The organism is Cyclobacterium sp. 1_MG-2023 (genome assembly GCF_030546805.1).
In the GTDB taxonomy this organism is placed as follows: Bacteria; Bacteroidota; Bacteroidia; order Cytophagales; family Cyclobacteriaceae; genus Cyclobacterium.
This window is the reverse complement of the sequence record NZ_JAUOPC010000012.1, coordinates 83606-100693: the sequence shown is the minus strand read 5'-3', so window position 1 is coordinate 100693 and position 17088 is coordinate 83606. Positions and strand designations below refer to the sequence as shown.

The window sequence follows — 17088 nt, the reverse complement described above, 5'->3', positions numbered from 1 at the left end:
AAATAACCATGAAAACGAATATATATAAATCTTTGGTATTGGCCGCTACCTGCTTGTTCGCAGGCTGCGCAGACTTAGAAGAAAAGCCTGTGGGCTTATTGGCACCTGAGAGTTTGTTTAACTCTGAGAAAGATGTGGAAACAGCGATTTTCGGTGCTTATGGGTGGATAGCAAGTGAAAGACTATATGGAAGGCAATTTGTTACTTCCATTATGTTAAGGGGAGATATGGTGGATATTGGCGATAGAGGAACTCCTGCTGAAAGGCAACAGGTCAACGACTTTAATATGGATGATAACAATGGGATGGTTAGTGCTTATTGGCCATATTGGTATCAGGTTGTAAGTGCAGCCAATGCTGCCATCGCAGGAGCAGAAAGTCTTGAACTGGATGAAACGGTAAGTAACCAATTAATAGCTGAAGCAAGATTTGTTAGGGCCTTCAGTTATTACCATTTGGTGCGTGTGTTTGGAGATATTCCTTATATCGATTACTTCATAACCGATCCGGAAGCAGTTAAAGATATTTCCAAAACTTCTGAAGAAGAGGTATACCAAGGAATCTTGGCAGATTTGACATTTGCCAAAGAAAACCTGCCGGATAATCAACCAAATAATGTGAGGTCAAGACCTACCAAAGGTACAGCAGCAGCTTACTTGGCATCAGTTAACCTAACCTTAGCGGATTACCAAAAGGCCTATGAGGAGGCCAAATGGGTGATTGACAATAAAGATAGGTTTGGGTATGATTTAGAGGCAGATTATCAAAATCTTTTCAGAGCTGACATGGCTGATAATCTTAAGGAACATATATTTTCAATTGATTTCTTAGGACAACAAGCTGGATCTGGAGGAGCAAATGATGACATTATGCCTCCCATGACCGGTATTAGAGGAGCAGATAATTTAGGATGGAGTGTTTGTGTTCCTTCCATGGCTGTTTTCAATACTTGGGATGATAGAGATTACCGAAAGTCAGTAAGTTTTGAGGATGAAGCCTTAGTTGGAGGAGTGATGGTTCCATATACTGAATTTCAAAATACCCAAAGACCTCATATTGCCAAATACAGAAGGTTTCCCGGTAACAGTAATTCTGATGGTAGATTTTCAGACAATAATTACTCAGCCATACGTTATGCAGAGGTTTTGTTGATCGCTGCTGAAGCTGCAGCTGAAGTTAATAATGGACCTACTGAAGAAGCTGTATCTCTAGTAAATGAGATTAGAGAGCGGGCGAGAAATGCTGCCGGACAAATGAATAGTTTCCCTGAAGATGTACAGTCAGGAATGGATAAAGATGCATTCATTGACCTAGTCCTTGAAGAAAGAAGAATTGAACTTTCTTTCGAATATAAAAGATGGTATGACATCAAGAGAAGGCAATTGGGTGATGAGGTATTTAAAGGCGTAAATAGCCTGGAACCTCACGATAACTTTGATGCTGCAAAGGATTATTTGATGCCTCTACCGAGAATTGAGCTGGATGTAAATCCAAACCTGGCCCCTCAAAACCCAGGTTACTAATTTATAATTATATACAATAAAAAAGGTGGTAGGATTTCCCTACCGCCTTTTTTATTTACTAAGTCCAATCAGTTTTTATTTTTTACCAACCCCTGAATCAAAAATTGATCTACTTCTGATGATAGGGTACTAATTTGGTGGGTAATCACAAAAGTTAATAAACCGGAAATTCTTTTTGCAAACCGGTGAAACCATCAATCATTTGCCAATTAGACTCCAAAGGTGTCATTCTGCTGCTTGGACTTAGGTTGCCATACAGTAGGTAAGAAATAGCTGCGGATAGTCTTTCATCCTCTAGGTTTCCCCAATTGATGGCAGGATCATCAGCAGCCAAGATGTCTGCAGGAAACCCGTCATAATATGCTGCTTCTCCAGCAGCATTCGCAATCGCAAAAGTAATAGGCACTAACTCCACATTGTTTTGATCCAATACACTGTTAAATGATGATAAGGGAAATGATCCTACAGGTTTCCCATAGGTTTGTTCGCCCACTAGCGTAACCTCCATATAAGGTTTCAAACAATTTATTAACAATTCACTGGAAGAGGCAGATCCCCTTGAAGAAATGACAACCAATTTATCCAATGACAGGTTATTGGTTCTTTCAAAATTATATGAATCGTTGAGGCTTGCTTTGTCAGGATTAAAATCATTGGTATACATTAATTTGCCATCAGCTGCAGCAGGAACCAATGCATTCATTATCTGTTCTGCCACATCTACGGAGCCTCCTCCATTGTACCTTAAGTCAACAATTAATTCATCAATATTCCCTTCTTCAAAGTATTGTAAAGTTTCCTCAACTTCCACACTTTTAGTAGGACTTATGTTTGCAGTTGCTTTGAAACTGTTGTAAACCCAGTACCCTATTTTTTTACCGCCTTGTTCGATAATTTCTTTATGAAGGACTGAGTTTGCTTGGTAATTGTCTTTAACACTGGTCCTTGTAGTGGTACTTCCATCGGGTAGTTTGAAGGTGAAGGTGTTGGATATGCCGGGCGTACTTTCGCCTAAATCAAAATTGTAACCGCCATCAGTTTCATAAGCTGAAATTGGTTTGTCATTGATTTCTAAGAGCTGCCAACCCCTCTGCCAGCCATCTTGCCCTGCTGGTGATTCCTCATAGACAAAGGAAATGAATATTTCGTTTGCGGCATTTAAGCCAAATCCAAAACCATGTCCGGCATTTTGGCCTGTAAATGCTTTTTCAAACTCTTCTTTTGTGGTGAGGTAGGACCATCTGTCGTATTGTAGGTACATAAGGTTGTAGAGTAACTCCTCATTGCTACCGTAACTGTCAATATTTACAACCGAAGGCAATTGATCATTCCAGTAATACCATTCCTGCATCGTTTCAAAAATTGCATTTTTCACAAGATTCGGGTCTTGAGGTGCTTCGTCAATATTTTTATCGCAGGATGAAATGAAAATTGAAGCCGTCAAGATGGCGATATAAAGAATGGACTTGGCGTTAAGCATTGTTAAATTATCGTTAGACTGTATCATAATTAACGAAAACAAGTAAAAAATAGATGTGCAAATAGTATTCTGTCAGCTGTGAATTTACTCATTCTCAAATGGATTTAATTTTTTTCTCAGAAAATTTAGTAAGAATTAACAAACCACATTGCCCTTTATTTAGTTAAACAATTAAGAATAATAAATGGGTAAAATGACAGAGAAAACAAAAAATAGCCATACGGACAAAAATAAAATAATTGATGGATACATCTCCTATATTTTGGAAACCGGGAGTGAACCGGTTTCTGTTTTCAAGTTCACAAAGGACATGAAAATGAAGGAGGCCGTTTTTTATGAGTATTTTTCTTCTTTTGGGGCAGTAAAAAAAGCGGTTTGGGAATTGATTTTTGACAATACTATTCAAGCTTTGGAAAGTCAGGAAATTTATCAATCTTACACATCTCGAGAAAAGCTTTTGGGCTTTTTATTTACTTGGATTGAAGAGTTGAAAAATAAAAGATCCTACTTGTTAGCAGTATATGGTAATGTATCATTAAAAAATCAAAGTTACCCTTCAGAATTAAAAGGCTTTAAAGCAAAGTTTAAAGATTTTGCCAGCGGTATAGTCAATGAAGGGAAAGAATCAGAGGAAATTGCAGAGCGGCCATATTTAACAGATAAATACCAAGAGGCCATGTGGCTTCAGGTAATGTTTGTTTTTAGATTTTGGTTAAAAGATGATTCGCCGGCTTTTGAAAAAACAGATGCAGCCATAGAAAAGTCGGTCAATTTAGCCTTTGACTTGATGGGTAGGTCTGCCATTGATAGTTTCGTAGATTTTGCAAAATTCCTTTTTCAATCCAAATAGCCATGACAAATAAAATAAATGAGCAACAAAGCATACCTGTCTCCAAAGTGCAAAGAGCAGCAAAGTTTATTAGTACAGGCGCTAAGGTAGGTGGGAATTATATGAAGCACTACGCTAAAAAAGTAGTCAACCCCGCAATGACCAAAGATGAATTGCATAGAAACAATGCCACAGATATTTATGATTCTCTCAGTGAACTGAAAGGGAGTGCCTTAAAAGTGGCTCAAATGATGGCAATGGATAAAAATATGCTGCCTGGCGCTTATCAAGATAAATTTACAATGGCACAGTACAGCGCGCCGCCTTTATCTTATCCACTGGTAGTAAAGACCTTTAATCAATATTTTAAGAAAGGGCCTGAAAACCTTTTTGATACCTTCACCACTTCCGCAGCGAATGCTGCTTCCATAGGTCAGGTGCACAAAGCAACCAAGGGAGATAAGGTGTTCGCAGTGAAAATTCAGTATCCGGGTGTAGGTTCAAGTGTGAAATCAGACCTGAAACTGGTTAAACCATTTGCACTTCGTTTATTGAACATGAATGAAAGGGAGTTGGATAATTATATGGAAGAGGTGGAAGAAAAATTACTCGAAGAGACCGATTACAAACTGGAAGTCATAAGGAGTAAGGAGATATCGCAAGCTTGTAGTCACATTAAAGGCCTGAATTTCCCGAAATACTATGAAGAAATGAGCAGCGCCCGTGTGATCACCATGGACTGGATGGAAGGCAAACACCTTAAGGAATGGCTTCAAACGAATCCAAGTCAAGAGGCTAGAGACAAGGTAGGTCAAATCATGTGGGATTTTTATGATCATCAAGTGCATCAGCTAAAACAAGTTCATGCAGATCCGCATCCCGGGAATTTCATAATACAAGAGGGGGATGAATTGGCTGTTATCGATTTTGGTTGTGTTAAAGTGATTCCTGAGGAATTTTATTCCGGTTATTTTTCTCTAATAAAGAAAGACCTATTGATCAAAGAGGATGAATTGGATCAAATTTTCTATGACCTTGAGTTTATTTCTGATAGGGATTCTGCCGAGGAAAAAAATTATTTTAAAAATACGTTTAAAGAGATGATTTCTCTGCTAGGTAAGCCGTTTCATGTGGATACCTTTGATTTCGCAGATGATAACTACTTCCAAATGATCTTTGCTTTGGGAGATAAAATCTCAAATGACAAGATGTTTAGGAAATCGAAACAAGCCCGTGGTTCCAGACATGGTTTGTACATCAATAGGACTTATTTTGGATTGTATAATTTACTTAACCAATTACAAGCCAATATTAAAACAACAAAGCCGGACTGGATAAAGAACTGAAATTTTAATTCAGTTCTTTTAACATAGCAGAAGCTAGTTTATAGGGAAGCAATGGATCGTCAGATTGATTGGTGGTCCCTGTCAAGAATATTTGAAATTCCGGAGCATATAAACTGAAAGCTCCGGAGGTATGCCCTGTACACCCAATGAACTCAGGATCCTTTGACGCCAAAGGTAAAATTCGAGTTCTTTGGTAGCGAGAAATCCCTATCCCTTGGCTAAGGCCTTGTTTTACCGGTAACCAGTTCATGATATTGTCCAATTCGGACAGTGGAAAAAGGTGTCCGTGAAAAAATGCCTTCAAGAAGGTGAGGCTGTCCCTGGCTGTACTTACAATACCTCCGGCACCTCCTAGTGAACTCATCGCATGAGGTAAATTCAAAGGTTGATTTTTATAAGAAAATAGTGCAGGGGTTCTATCGTTCGGGTCTTTATATACATAAGTTTGGTTCATAGATAGTCTGGAAAAGTGAAAATCATTCAGGGCTTTTTCTAATGAATCACCGGTGATCTTTTCAATGATCTTACCTAGCAAAAGATCATTGGTGGCAGAGTAAATACTTTTTGAAGATTTACCGGGTTTAAAAATTGGTTTCTGACCTTTGCATTTGCTCACAAAATCTTTTAACTCCCAAGATAAATCCTCTCCGCTATAAATGTGGGACTTTATGGACTGTTCATCTTTTGAAGAATGATTCAGAAAATCGGGAATTCCTGACCTATGTGACAATAAATGAGAAATGGTAACTTCTTCTGTATAATCCTTACCTCTTAGGTTGATTAATCCTTCGTAATCTTTTTTTTCAAGAATGTCTGTAATGGATTGATCAAGAGATAGTAATCCTCTTATCTTTAGTTTGATAAATATAGCCAACAGGTGAATATTACCTAGCTCTGTGATGAAATAAGGTTGATCTAAAGAAATGTCCTTAGTGGAATCAGACCATAAAATGGGTTCTGTGTTTTCCTTAAAAATACTAAGAACAAGCCCTGTTAACTTTTTCTTGGTAGAAAACTGATCAAACGCTTTATGCCAGGCAGTAAAAATGGTGGATTTCCTGTCGGTAGAAAACATAAAATGATATTTAGGATTAAAAGGGAAAGATACTAAAATAAACCATATAATGGCAAATAGATTGTGAAGGTTAGCAAACAATTAAAAGTAAAATAACAGCTCAATGATATTATTTTTTTGAATGCGTTTATGGGGTGCCCCCAAAACTTTATGAGCACAATTTTATATTAGTTTGGAGAAAATTTGATTCTTTAGAAGGGTTTTATTCAATTAATTTATCTACTTGTGTAGAATATGTGTTAAAAATTAACTTATTTTAGATTATTCAATGATATTTTATCGAATCTAAGTCTTTATTATCATTTAATATTGCTACTATGTTAAAAGAAAAATCTACCTATTCTTATTTGTGCTTACTCAGTACATTGCTGTTGTTTAGTTATTGCGGGGGCAAAACATCGGAGAGCGCTGAACATAATGCTGACCTTCCTCGGGTGGCAATTGCGGGTTTGGCTATAGAGTCTAGTACTTTTTCACCGGCAGTATCGGAGGAAGAAGCCTTTCTTGCACGAAGAGGAGAAGAAATATTTAATTATTACCCATTTATGAAGCCTGACTCAATCAATAGATCTAGAGCCGAGTGGTTTCCTACTTTAAGGGGGCATGCCATTCCCGGAGGAATTGTTTCTAGAGAAGCCTACGAATCGCTAGTGGGTGAGACTTTGGAGAGGCTAAAGGAAAACCTACCTTATGACGGCTTGTTTTTTGATATTCACGGGGCCATGAGTGTGGTAGGTCTTGATGACCCTGAAGGAGACTTTATAGAAAGAATAAGGGAGGTTATAGGAAAAGAGACCATCATTTCTACTTCTATGGATTTACACGGAAATGTTTCGTGGAGACTGGCGGGCAATTCTGACTTAATTACCTGCTATCGAATGGCTCCTCATGAAGATGCATTGGAATCCAAAAAACGCGCTGTTGATAATTTATTGGATCGTTTGGAATCGGGAAAAGGAAAGCCTGCTTTTAAAGCATGGATTCCAGTACCCATTTTACTTCCAGGAGAAAAAACCAGTACCCGTGTTGAACCGGGAAAAAGTTTATACGCGGCTGTAAATCCGGCTACCCAACAGGAGGGGATAGTAGATGCCGCAATTTGGGTAGGCTATGCTTGGGCAGATGAGCCGAGAAACCACGCTGTGGTAATGGTTACCGGGGATGATAAGGAGAAAGTCACGCAAACGGCAGAAGAACTTGCCTCAAGTTTTTGGGAAAGACGCAACAAATTTGAATTTATTGCACCTACCGCCAGTCTTAAGGAGAGTTTGGATATGGCCATTGCCAGTGATAAAGTGCCATTTATGATCAGTGATATGGGAGACAATCCGACCGCCGGAGGCGCTGGAGATGTAACTTGGACACTCAAAGAAATACTTGATAGACCTGAATTTAAATCAGCCTCAGGACCTTCCCTAATTTATGCTTCTATTCCAGGTCCTGATTTGGTAAAAGCTGCGTTGGAGGTAGGTGTAGGAGGGGAAGTGTCTGCCAAGGCCGGAGCTGCAGTGGATGATCGATTTGCTCCACCTTTACTACTTACCGGTGAGGTGACAGCCATAGAAAAGGGGGATAAAAATGCAGAAGTAGAGGTGGTTGTAAAAGTTGGCAGTGTTCACGTAATTGTTACCAAAAAAAGAAAGCCCTACCATAGGGAAAGGGATTTTACTAACCTTGGTCTTAATCCAAAAGAAACGGATATTGTAGTAGTGAAAATTGGTTACCTGGTACCTGAACTGTACGACATGAGGGCAGATTGGATCATGGCACTTACCCCGGGGGGGGTTGATCAGGATCTGGAGCGTTTGGAGTTTAAACGCATCAACCGACCAATATTTCCATTTGATAAGGATATGGAAATGCCGGATCTAAGTGCAAGATTAGTCCCCTTGTCTCATGAATTTTAATAACACTGCAGGGTTTTTGATCAAATTTTTTGGGCTAAAATCTTGTTAAATTTATTCTGAATTGGTTCGGTGTTGGAATAAATGGCCTGATTCTATTGTGTAAAACTAGAATCAGGCCATTTTATTTGGTTATAATCAAGTTAAGTCTTCTTCTACTCATTATATTTGCGCTGCCTTTCCGGAAATACCATAATATTCTTATTTAGGATACAAGTTTTATTAAACAGGGCTTAATAATTATTTAACAGTTTAATGATTTGAGAAACTGGCCTCTATCAGAAAAGTCGGGTTTTTACTTTAAGTAAAAACTATAAAAAAGTCTGAATTAAGAAAATCCCGGAAAAATGGTTAAAATAATTTGTGTTGTTTGGTTGGTGTGTCTGTTTTCATTGGTTGCCAATGGGCAGGTGAAAATTGAAAAAGAAAGCAAGGTGATGAGTAGTGATGTTCCTTCCAATGCGGTTGCTTGGGTGGAGGAAGTATTTGATCAGAAAAAAAGAATGAATTGGTATTTTGAAACCTCAGGGGAAAGCCAAAGCTATGAAGCTAAATTTTACCAAAAGAGAAAAAAGTACAGTGTAGAGTTTAGTAAAGATGGTACCTTAGAAGATATTGAAGTATTAATACATTGGAGGAGATTGCCAATTGAGGTAAAACAAAATATATCTAAATATTTTTCGGAACACTTTTTGAAAACTAAAATACGTAAGATTCAAATTCAGTATACCGGGAGAGACGAAAACCTTAAAAATTGGATAGTTTCTAAAAAATCCAATGAAATTATAGTTAAATATGAAGTGGAATTTTATGGTAAGACATCTAGTACAAAAAAATTATGGGAAGGATTGTTTGATAAGGAGGGTGAACTTCTAATGAAAAGAGAAATCATTCTGGAACCTTCTAATAATCTATTCTTTTAATGCGTAAACTATTACTTATTTTATTTTTATTACTTCCAATTCAAATAATGGCTCAAGGAACTGTTCGCTTATTTGGGTTTTTCCCTGAATTTCAGGTAGGTTTTAAAGCCACAGAAAAATTAAAAGTTATTGGTAAAATAGAGAGTCAACACGGCCTGGCCGAAAAGTTCGAGGGAGAGGATCTTGATGTCGGCTATTTCCATAATCTCACTGATTTTCAAGGGTTCTTAGGAACAAAAGTTAATCCATTTATTGATATAGCAGGAGGCTATCAATACCGTGTGAATAGTAGAGGTGACAATAGCCATCGGACAATACAGCAAATCTCAATACTCCAGTTGCCTAGAAATTATAAAATTGGGCATAGAATTCGTTTCGACCAGACTTATTCCCCTTTTGAAAAAAATGATTATCGGGTTAGGTATAGAGTTTCTTTCGAATTTCCAATAGAAGGGAAAAGTTTAGATCCGGGAGAGTTTTATTTGGTTTTTAGTGATGAAATCCTTTATAGTTACCAAGCAAGGGTAAGCGGACTTGAAAATCGAGCAGTAGCATCATTGGGCCACCTTTCAAAAGGAAGGCAAAAATTTCAAGCAGGGATAGACTACAGAACCGATCGTTTTTTTGATCCTGACCTGAGACACAGAACTTGGTTTAAATTTGGCTGGTACTTGAATTTTTAAATCACTTAATCATTAATTTTTTTATTGGCGATACTCTGAGATGAACGTCTCAAAATGAGCTAGAAAAAAAGGAACCAGAAAGTTAATTCGTAGTTCCTTTTCATACTGAATTGAAGTTTTTTTGGTTGAGCTATTTGGTAAGGCAAACAAAATGCTTAATTTTTTATTCAGCCAGATTAGGTGTCAATACAAGTCTATGATTTTATAGGATTTTCCATTTAACCCAAAAGTATCTCCTTTTTTCTTTCCCTTCATTTCCTTGTAAATGGGAGCGTTTTTTGAAATCCCAAATAATTTCTGACCATCCACTTCAAATTCCTCTAAACTTACACTTGGGAAAAAGGTCATGCTGTCCGTTTTTACAATTGCTCCGAGCGTGGCTTCTTCCAAAATATTATCTGCAGTTCTCATTTGTTTTAAGAAATCCAATTCATCGATGACAAAGTCAAGCTCCCGACCAATTTTGTTGATCACGAGTGCGCTTTCATCTTCTTGGCCTTGTTGATCATACTCAACGGGTTCATCCTGGGGCTGTTGCTCTCCTTCTCTAATCTCCTTTATTCTTTGCCTAAAGTCCGACACTATGCTTTCTTGGCGCCTGACGGCTTCTTCCATTACTCTTTTTTTAAAGTTTAATTTTTCCATAATGTTTTAAAAATGTTTTTAAGTAAGGAGGCAAAAAGGTTGCCAGAGTTTTCATTTCAAGATTTAATTTTTGGCTACCTATGTATTGACCTATGGAGTTGATTGTCAAAAGTATAATCTTTTGTTTATTTTGAAATCACAAAAAAAAAAGGTACTTTGATAGGTGTAGAAAATTAAAGACTATGAAAATTTTAAAAAGTATAAAACCACTTGCAATGCTGCTTTTGATGGGCTTGCTGTTTTCATTCACCATTTCTTCTTGTGGGAATAAAAAAACCGACAAAGTAGAACAGACAGAAGAGCACCCGGCTGCAGAAGAAGAGCATCCATCAGGTGGTGATGAGCACCCATCAGATAAGGATGAGCACCCAACAAAGGAATAGTACTTTGCTGATTAGTTATTCATTATGATATTTTATTAATGAGTATTGCTTCTAATAAATGTAAATGTTGTTTTAGCAAGAGCGGATTTACCTTTAATTTCTAAAACCGGATAGGCCATAAAGTTGATAGGTCCTGATGTCGGGCCGGGATTAAATTCTAGGTCTCTACCACTGCTTAACTCAATTCGATTGGCAGGGTGTCTTCCAAAATAATAGGTAGACAGCGCGGTGTATTTATTGCCTTCACTAATATCTACGGGCCACCACTTACCTTCGGCATAAAACTCTGCCCAACAGTGGTAGCCATCGATTCCTCCATCATCCCTGTCTGAAGGAATTGCTGCTCCTATTGAAAACCTAGCGGGAATGCCCACAGATCTGGCCATAGAGATGAATAGCGAATGAAATTCCGTACAATTTCCCGTTTTGGTATCACAGGCATAAATTGCATCCCCTTTTCCATAATCGCCATACTTCATGTATTTCATTTGATCAATAATATAGTCATAAATAGCCCTGGCTTGCATTAGTTGGCTTTCCCCTTTTTTTTCTCCAATGGCCTCTTGTGCCAATTCCCGAAATCTTCTCCCGACAGGCATCAATGCACTTGATTGCAGGTATCGAGGGTCTATTTTAAGGCTGTCTTGATAAGGGCCTTTTTCTATTCTTTTTACCTTATAGACGATTGTAATAGGTTTTTCGCTTTCATTCGGAGAAAGGGCTACGAATATGGCAGTATTTTCATTGTTTTTATCTTTTATTATTTGATGTTTGCCCGGAACCTCCTTTTTCACCAGCGCTATTTCCTGGTAGTCGTCAGATACTGCAAGGGGAATCCACATTTTGGCAGAATCAGTAATCACCGGCAAAGTGATATTGTAGTTGAATAGGAATTGATCTTCCCCTTCAATAACCCCTAGAAGTTTATTGCTTGATTCAGCTACAGGAAGTCGGGCCCAAGTTTTGTCCGGCTGTTGTTTCCACGAATAAAAAGGTTTACCATTCAATTTGTGTACGCTGGTTTCGGTTACTTCCATTTCACCCGGCTCCCCTTCCATAAAAAAATCGACGTCGTAAACATCCCCGGACGTATCAGCAAGGTCTACACAAGCGAAATGCCTATTTGGCCCTAAATTAGAGAGGTATTCAGTATGTACCCTTACCAATTGTAGTCGTAATAATTTCTCCTCATCCCTTACCAAAAAAAAGCCATCGTTTGCAGCTGCTTTATTGGAGATATAGGCTTTAATCCCCTTTTCAATGTCTGCAATGTCCACTTTAGGGACTGTATTGGCTTTTGCCTCAGCCGTCGAAACTTCGTTGGGTTTTGATTGACAGCTGCCTAAAATCAGCCAACAAATACCAAGGCCAATGAGTGAAGAATTGTATAATAGATTTTTCATATTGAGCCTTTGGGTTGAGATTCCGGTAAATAATAAAAAAAGTAGAATTAGCCTATCAAAGTAAGTATTTCTTATTTAAGCAGCAAGTTTAAACTCTTTTACCATTTCGATTATTTCATACTGGTTTTCTATGACTTACGGCTTTTTTTTTAGTTGAAATTGGCTGACGGAATGGATTAAGAACAGCTCATATAGTAAAATTTCTTGGAGTGTAACGAATTGAAACCCTTTGCGGTCATTTAAAAAGAGTGGTTGACTTTCTAAGGTATTTTATTTTATCAAAACCTTAATTGATTATATTGCACATTAATTTTTGACACCAAATACTCAATAGAATTGACAAAACCTCAAACCCATTAATCCAAAGTTCATGAATTTTACTACTTTAGACCTCGCCATTTTTATTGGTTATTGTATCCTTATCATTTTAATGGGGTACTTTGTATCAAGAGAGAAAGAGGGACACGTTAAAGATTCCAATGATTACTTCTTGGCAAGCAAAGCCTTACCTTGGTGGGCCGTAGGAGCTTCATTGATTGCATCCAATATTTCTGCAGAACAATTTATCGGTATGTCAGGTTCAGGCTTTGCCCTTGGGCTGGCAATATCTACTTACGAGTGGATGGCGGCGGCTACATTATTAATAGTGGCCATTTTCTTTTTACCGGTGTACCTAAAAGAAGGCATTAGTACCATGCCTCAATTTTTGCTAAAGCGTTATGATAGTCGCGTTAGGACAGTTATGGCTGTGTTTTGGTTATTGGTTTACGTATTTGTCAACCTTACTTCTGTACTTTATTTAGGAGCATTAAGCCTTGAAACAATATTGGGCGTACCCATGATGTATGGGATTGCCGGACTAGCTGTATTTGCGATGTTGTATTCCATTTATGGTGGGTTAAAAGCGGTTGCGTGGACAGATGTAGTCCAAGTGTTCTTTTTAGTTTTAGGTGGACTTGCTACCACCTACCTTGCTTTGTCTATTGTTGGTTCCGGTAATGTATTCCTTGGCTTCTCCACCCTTTTGACAGAAGCGTCAAGTCATTTCAATATGATTATTGAAAAGGGAGAAATGATGATTCCTGATGGTGCTGGAGGAGAAAGAGATGCCTATATGGATTTACCCGGCCTATCTGTCTTGATAGGTGGTATGTGGGTGGTTAATTTAAGCTATTGGGGCTTTAATCAGTATATAACACAAAGAGCCTTGGCGGCAAAATCATTGAATGAGGCCCAAAAAGGAATGGTTTTCGCAGGTTTTCTAAAACTTCTTATGCCACTGATTGTGGTTATCCCTGGTATTGCTGCTTATGTGATTGTAAATCAAGGAATAGATCCTTCCTTTGCTGATTCTATGACTGATCCGGTAACTGGAATTATTAAGTCAGACAGGGCTTATCCTACACTATTACAATTGCTTCCTTCTGGCTTGAAAGGATTGGCCTTTGCTGCATTAACAGCCGCCATTGTTTCTTCTTTGGCTTCGATGGCAAACAGTACTTCAACGATTTTCACTTTGGATGTATATAAGAACTTTTTTGATGAAAATGCTTCGGAGAAAAAACAAGTAAGAGTTGGTAGAATTACAGCAATCGTAGCCTTTATTGTGGCTGCCATAGTTGCGCCTGCTTTGCGGGAATTGGATCAGGCTTTTCAATACATTCAAGAATATACCGGTTTCGTGTCACCTGGTGTGTTTGCTATTTTTGTATTTGGTTTCTTTTGGAAAAAAACAACTTCAAATGCGGCCCTAACTGCAGCAGCGCTGACCATACCTTTATCGGCAGCATTTAAATTCCTGACTCCAAACTTACCTTTTATAGATAGAATGGGGTTGGTGTTTTTGATCATTTCAGGGTTAATTATTGCCATAAGTTTGTTTGAAGGCAAAGGCAAGGACCATCCTAAAGGGATAGAAATCAGCAAAGACCTTTTCAAAACCAGCACTCAGTTTAAAATTGGTGCAATTTTGATTTCCGGAATAATCGCAGCCTTATACATCGTATTTTGGTAAAATAAAATTTTTGATTTTAAAATGAGACAGCTCCTAATAGGATATGATATAGGTAGTTCTTCAGTAAAAGCTACGCTTCTGGATGCAGATTCAGGTAAAGTTGTGGCAGCAAAGGGACTTCCAGAGGTGGAAATGAGCATTGATTCCCCACAAAAAGATTGGGCAGAACAAGATCCTGAATTGTGGTGGAAATACATCAAAGCAACAACCCAAGAAATAATTGCTAAAAGTCAGGTTAAACCCGGTGAAATTAAAGGAATAGGTATTTCCTATCAAATGCATGGCTTGGTAATGGTTGACAAGGATATGTCAGTGATAAGGCCCGCCATCATATGGTGCGATAGCAGAGCTGTAGCCATCGGTAACCAAGCTTTTGCCGGTTTAGGTAGCGAATATTGCCTGGGGCACCTCCTTAATTCCCCGGGTAACTTTACAGCTTCAAAACTTAAATGGGTAAAAGAAAATGAGCCTGAAAAATATGAGAGGATCCATAAAATCATGCTTCCCGGTGATTATATAGCCATGAAGCTTACGGGTGAAATCCTTACCTCAGAGACAGGATTGTCTGAAGGTGTATTTTGGGATTTCCTTGAAAATAATATTGCTGACAATTTGCTGAACCACTATGGAATAGACGCTAAATTACTTCCTAAAGCTGTTGCTTCATTTGGTGATCAAGGTAGGGTGATTCCTCAGGTAGCGCAAGAACTGGGCTTAGATGCCGGTATTCCTGTAACTTATCGGGCCGGAGATCAACCTAACAATGCTTTTTCATTGAATGTATTGGAAGAAGGGGAGTTGGCGACTACGGCAGGTACTTCAGGTACTGTCTTTGGAGTTAGCACCAAACCTGTTTATGACCCTTTGTCTAGGGTAAATACCTTTGTCCATGTCAACCACAGTAAAAATAATCCCAGATATGGAGTGTTGCTTTGTATCAATGGAACAGGGATTCTAAACAGTTGGTTGAAGCGCTCTTTTGGAGATCATGCATTGGATTATGAAGTGATGAATGAAATGGCTGCTGAAGTGCCTATTGGTGCTGACGGTTTGAGTTTTTTACCTTTTGGGAATGGTGTGGAACGAATTATGGAAAATAAGCATGTTGGTGCACACTTATCCCAATTAAATCTTTTGAAACATGACAAGAGGCATGTGTTTCGTGCCGGCCAAGAAGGTATTGTGTCTGCATTGACTTATGGTTTTAACATCATGAAAAACATGGGGCTAAACCTGAAAACCGTGAAAGCAGGAAAAGCAAACATGTTCCTAAGTCCCCTTTTCAGGGAAGCTTTTGTTAACATGAATAATGTATCCCTCGAATTGTATGATACGGATGGCGCACAGGGAGCTGCCCGAGGAGCCGGAATTGGTGCAGGGATCTATTCAGGTCCTGAAGAAGCCTTTCAAGGTTTGGTGAAAATCCAGGACTTTGAACCTGATGCGCAAAAGATTGAAGCCTATGGAGCAGTTTATCAGCAGTGGGAGAACTGCTTAAACCAAGTGAAATAAATTAATATACTTATCTAATACCTAAATAGAATTGAATTATGTCAGATATGTTTTTTCCTGAGATTGATAAGATTAAGTTTGAAGGAAAGGATTCAAAAAATCCATTGGCTTTCAAATATTATGATGAGAGCCGAGTAATTGCCGGGAAGACGATGAAAGAGCATTTTCGTTTTGCAATAGCCTATTGGCATTCTTTCTGTGCCACAGGAAATGATCCCTTCGGTCCGGGGACTATGGTTCATAAATGGGACCAATCCAATGATCCGATTCAAAGAGCAAAAGACAAAATGGATGCGGCTTTTGAATTTATCGGAAAAATTGGAGCCCCTTATTATTGTTTTCATGACATTGACTTGATTGATGAGGGGGATAGCATTGCGACCTATGAAAAACATATGGGAGCAATAGTAGATTACGCCAAGCAAAAGCAAAAAGAAACAGGTATAAAATTACTTTGGGGGACAGCTAATGTTTTTAGCCATCCAAGGTATATGAATGGAGCAGCCACCAACCCGGATTTTGATGTAGTAAGTAGAGCTGCTACTCAGGTGAAAAATGCAATTGATGCAACCATCGAACTGGGAGGTGAAAATTATGTGTTTTGGGGTGGCAGAGAAGGTTATATGTCATTGTTGAATACCGACATGAAACGTGAAACTGAGCACTTGGCCCAATTTTTAACCATGGCTAGAGATTATGGAAGAAAACAAGGCTTCGAAGGTACTTTCCTTATTGAGCCAAAACCGATGGAGCCAACCAAACATCAATATGATTATGATGCGGCTACGGTTATAGGGTTTCTTAGGTATTTTGGCTTAGACAAAGACTTTAAGCTAAATTTGGAAGTAAATCATGCTACACTTGCAGGACATACTTTCCAGCATGAATTGCAAGTTGCCATGGATGCCGGTCTTTTAGGTAGTATTGATGCCAATAGGGGAGACTATCAAAATGGATGGGATACAGACCAATTTGCAATCAACCTTCAAGAATTAACGGAGGCCATGCTGGTACTCTTACAAGGACCGGGGTTTACCACAGGCGGAGTGAATTTTGACGCTAAAATAAGAAGAAACTCTACAGACCTGGATGATCTTTTTCATGCTCATGTAGGAAGCATGGACGCTTTTGCAAGGAGTTTAGTAATTGCCAATGATATCATGGAGCATTCAGATTACCAAACTTTGAGAAAGAATCGATATGCCTCGTTTGATGGAGGAAAAGGAAAAGAGTTTGAAACCGGAAAACTTGATTTGGAAGCCTTGAGAAGTCATGCGCAGGAAATCGGTGAGCCGAAGATGACAAGTGGTAAGCAAGAAATGTATGAAAATATACTGAATCAATTTATTTAAATTCCTATAAAATTTA

The 17088-nt window shown here is 38.4% G+C and carries 14 protein-coding genes; 10 read left to right on the top strand and 4 right to left on the bottom strand.

The features are described 5' to 3' along the window. The first annotated feature begins 8 nt into the window (after positions 1 to 8). The gene (locus Q4534_RS18150) at positions 9 to 1523 is read left to right on the top strand and encodes a RagB/SusD family nutrient uptake outer membrane protein (protein WP_303614573.1); all 1515 of its coding nucleotides are present in this window, start codon (positions 9 to 11) and stop codon (positions 1521 to 1523) included. Positions 1524 to 1677: 154 nt separating this feature from the next. Here Q4534_RS18150 and Q4534_RS18145 read toward each other — a convergent pair whose 3' ends face one another. After that, positions 1678 to 3030 (bottom strand): S41 family peptidase, encoded by a 1353-nt coding sequence (locus Q4534_RS18145; RefSeq protein ID WP_303614572.1) that lies wholly within the window; start codon positions 3028 to 3030, stop codon positions 1678 to 1680. 166 nt (positions 3031 to 3196) lie between these two features. Between Q4534_RS18145 and Q4534_RS18140 the strand changes: the two genes are divergently transcribed. Together Q4534_RS18140 and Q4534_RS18135 are read left to right on the top strand one after the other, a co-directional pair. Beyond that, the gene (locus Q4534_RS18140) at positions 3197 to 3853 is read left to right on the top strand and encodes a TetR family transcriptional regulator C-terminal domain-containing protein (protein WP_303614571.1); all 657 of its coding nucleotides are present in this window, start codon (positions 3197 to 3199) and stop codon (positions 3851 to 3853) included. 2 nt (positions 3854 to 3855) lie between these two features. Continuing rightward, the gene (locus tag Q4534_RS18135; protein ID WP_303614570.1) at positions 3856 to 5178 is read left to right on the top strand and encodes an AarF/ABC1/UbiB kinase family protein; all 1323 of its coding nucleotides are present in this window, start codon (positions 3856 to 3858) and stop codon (positions 5176 to 5178) included. 4 nt (positions 5179 to 5182) lie between these two features. Here Q4534_RS18135 and Q4534_RS18130 read toward each other — a convergent pair whose 3' ends face one another. After that, positions 5183 to 6253, bottom strand: a complete 1071-nt coding sequence (locus Q4534_RS18130; RefSeq protein ID WP_303614569.1) for a serine hydrolase — start codon at positions 6251 to 6253, stop codon at positions 5183 to 5185. 317 nt (positions 6254 to 6570) lie between these two features. Between Q4534_RS18130 and Q4534_RS18125 the strand changes: the two genes are divergently transcribed. From Q4534_RS18125 to Q4534_RS18115, 3 genes are all read left to right on the top strand, one after another. Continuing rightward, on the top strand, positions 6571 to 8160 hold the full coding sequence (locus Q4534_RS18125; RefSeq protein WP_303614568.1) for a M81 family metallopeptidase: 1590 nt from the start codon (positions 6571 to 6573) through the stop codon (positions 8158 to 8160). Between the two features lie 344 nt (positions 8161 to 8504). Further along, positions 8505 to 9080 carry a hypothetical protein gene (locus Q4534_RS18120; protein ID WP_303614567.1) on the top strand — a complete coding sequence of 192 codons (576 nt, stop codon included), beginning with the start codon at positions 8505 to 8507 and terminating at the stop codon, positions 9078 to 9080. Then, positions 9080 to 9763 carry a DUF2490 domain-containing protein gene (locus Q4534_RS18115; RefSeq protein ID WP_303614566.1) on the top strand — a complete coding sequence of 228 codons (684 nt, stop codon included), beginning with the start codon at positions 9080 to 9082 and terminating at the stop codon, positions 9761 to 9763. Before Q4534_RS18120 ends, Q4534_RS18115 begins: the two co-directional genes overlap by 1 nt. A 183-nt stretch (positions 9764 to 9946) precedes the next feature. Here Q4534_RS18115 and Q4534_RS18110 read toward each other — a convergent pair whose 3' ends face one another. Further along, positions 9947 to 10408, bottom strand: coding sequence for a hypothetical protein (locus tag Q4534_RS18110; RefSeq protein ID WP_303614565.1), 462 nt, complete (start codon positions 10406 to 10408; stop codon positions 9947 to 9949). A gap of 182 nt (positions 10409 to 10590) precedes the next feature. On the opposite strand from Q4534_RS18110, the gene Q4534_RS18105 reads away from it, so the two are divergent. Continuing rightward, positions 10591 to 10791, top strand: coding sequence for a hypothetical protein (locus Q4534_RS18105; protein ID WP_303614564.1), 201 nt, complete (start codon positions 10591 to 10593; stop codon positions 10789 to 10791). A gap of 35 nt (positions 10792 to 10826) precedes the next feature. On the opposite strand, the gene Q4534_RS18100 is transcribed toward Q4534_RS18105, so the two are convergent. Next, a complete protein-coding gene (locus Q4534_RS18100; protein WP_303614563.1) occupies positions 10827 to 12194 on the bottom strand; it encodes a transglutaminase-like domain-containing protein in 1368 nt (455 codons plus the stop codon). Between the two features lie 370 nt (positions 12195 to 12564). Between Q4534_RS18100 and Q4534_RS18095 the strand changes: the two genes are divergently transcribed. From Q4534_RS18095 to xylA, 3 genes are read left to right on the top strand one after another with little or no spacing between them, the layout of a single operon-like run. Further along, positions 12565 to 14208, top strand: a complete 1644-nt coding sequence (locus Q4534_RS18095; protein WP_303614562.1) for a sodium/sugar symporter — start codon at positions 12565 to 12567, stop codon at positions 14206 to 14208. 21 nt (positions 14209 to 14229) lie between these two features. Beyond that, complete coding sequence (locus tag Q4534_RS18090; protein ID WP_303614561.1) at positions 14230 to 15720, top strand: xylulokinase; 1491 nt, start codon at positions 14230 to 14232, stop codon at positions 15718 to 15720. Between the two features lie 38 nt (positions 15721 to 15758). Then, a complete protein-coding gene (gene xylA / locus Q4534_RS18085) occupies positions 15759 to 17072 on the top strand; it encodes a xylose isomerase (protein WP_303614560.1) in 1314 nt (437 codons plus the stop codon). Positions 17073 to 17088: the final 16 nt, after the last annotated feature.

Coding starts and splice junctions, on each gene's coding strand:
- Q4534_RS18150 (WP_303614573.1), top strand. CDS start 9: ATGAAAACGAATATATATAAATCTTTGGTATTGGCCGCTACCTGCTTG.
- Q4534_RS18145 (WP_303614572.1), bottom strand. CDS start 3,030: ATGATACAGTCTAACGATAATTTAACAATGCTTAACGCCAAGTCCATT.
- Q4534_RS18140 (WP_303614571.1), top strand. CDS start 3,197: ATGACAGAGAAAACAAAAAATAGCCATACGGACAAAAATAAAATAATT.
- Q4534_RS18135 (WP_303614570.1), top strand. CDS start 3,856: ATGACAAATAAAATAAATGAGCAACAAAGCATACCTGTCTCCAAAGTG.
- Q4534_RS18130 (WP_303614569.1), bottom strand. CDS start 6,253: ATGTTTTCTACCGACAGGAAATCCACCATTTTTACTGCCTGGCATAAA.
- Q4534_RS18125 (WP_303614568.1), top strand. CDS start 6,571: ATGTTAAAAGAAAAATCTACCTATTCTTATTTGTGCTTACTCAGTACA.
- Q4534_RS18120 (WP_303614567.1), top strand. CDS start 8,505: ATGGTTAAAATAATTTGTGTTGTTTGGTTGGTGTGTCTGTTTTCATTG.
- Q4534_RS18115 (WP_303614566.1), top strand. CDS start 9,080: ATGCGTAAACTATTACTTATTTTATTTTTATTACTTCCAATTCAAATA.
- Q4534_RS18110 (WP_303614565.1), bottom strand. CDS start 10,408: ATGGAAAAATTAAACTTTAAAAAAAGAGTAATGGAAGAAGCCGTCAGG.
- Q4534_RS18105 (WP_303614564.1), top strand. CDS start 10,591: ATGAAAATTTTAAAAAGTATAAAACCACTTGCAATGCTGCTTTTGATG.
- Q4534_RS18100 (WP_303614563.1), bottom strand. CDS start 12,194: ATGAAAAATCTATTATACAATTCTTCACTCATTGGCCTTGGTATTTGT.
- Q4534_RS18095 (WP_303614562.1), top strand. CDS start 12,565: ATGAATTTTACTACTTTAGACCTCGCCATTTTTATTGGTTATTGTATC.
- Q4534_RS18090 (WP_303614561.1), top strand. CDS start 14,230: ATGAGACAGCTCCTAATAGGATATGATATAGGTAGTTCTTCAGTAAAA.
- xylA (WP_303614560.1), top strand. CDS start 15,759: ATGTCAGATATGTTTTTTCCTGAGATTGATAAGATTAAGTTTGAAGGA.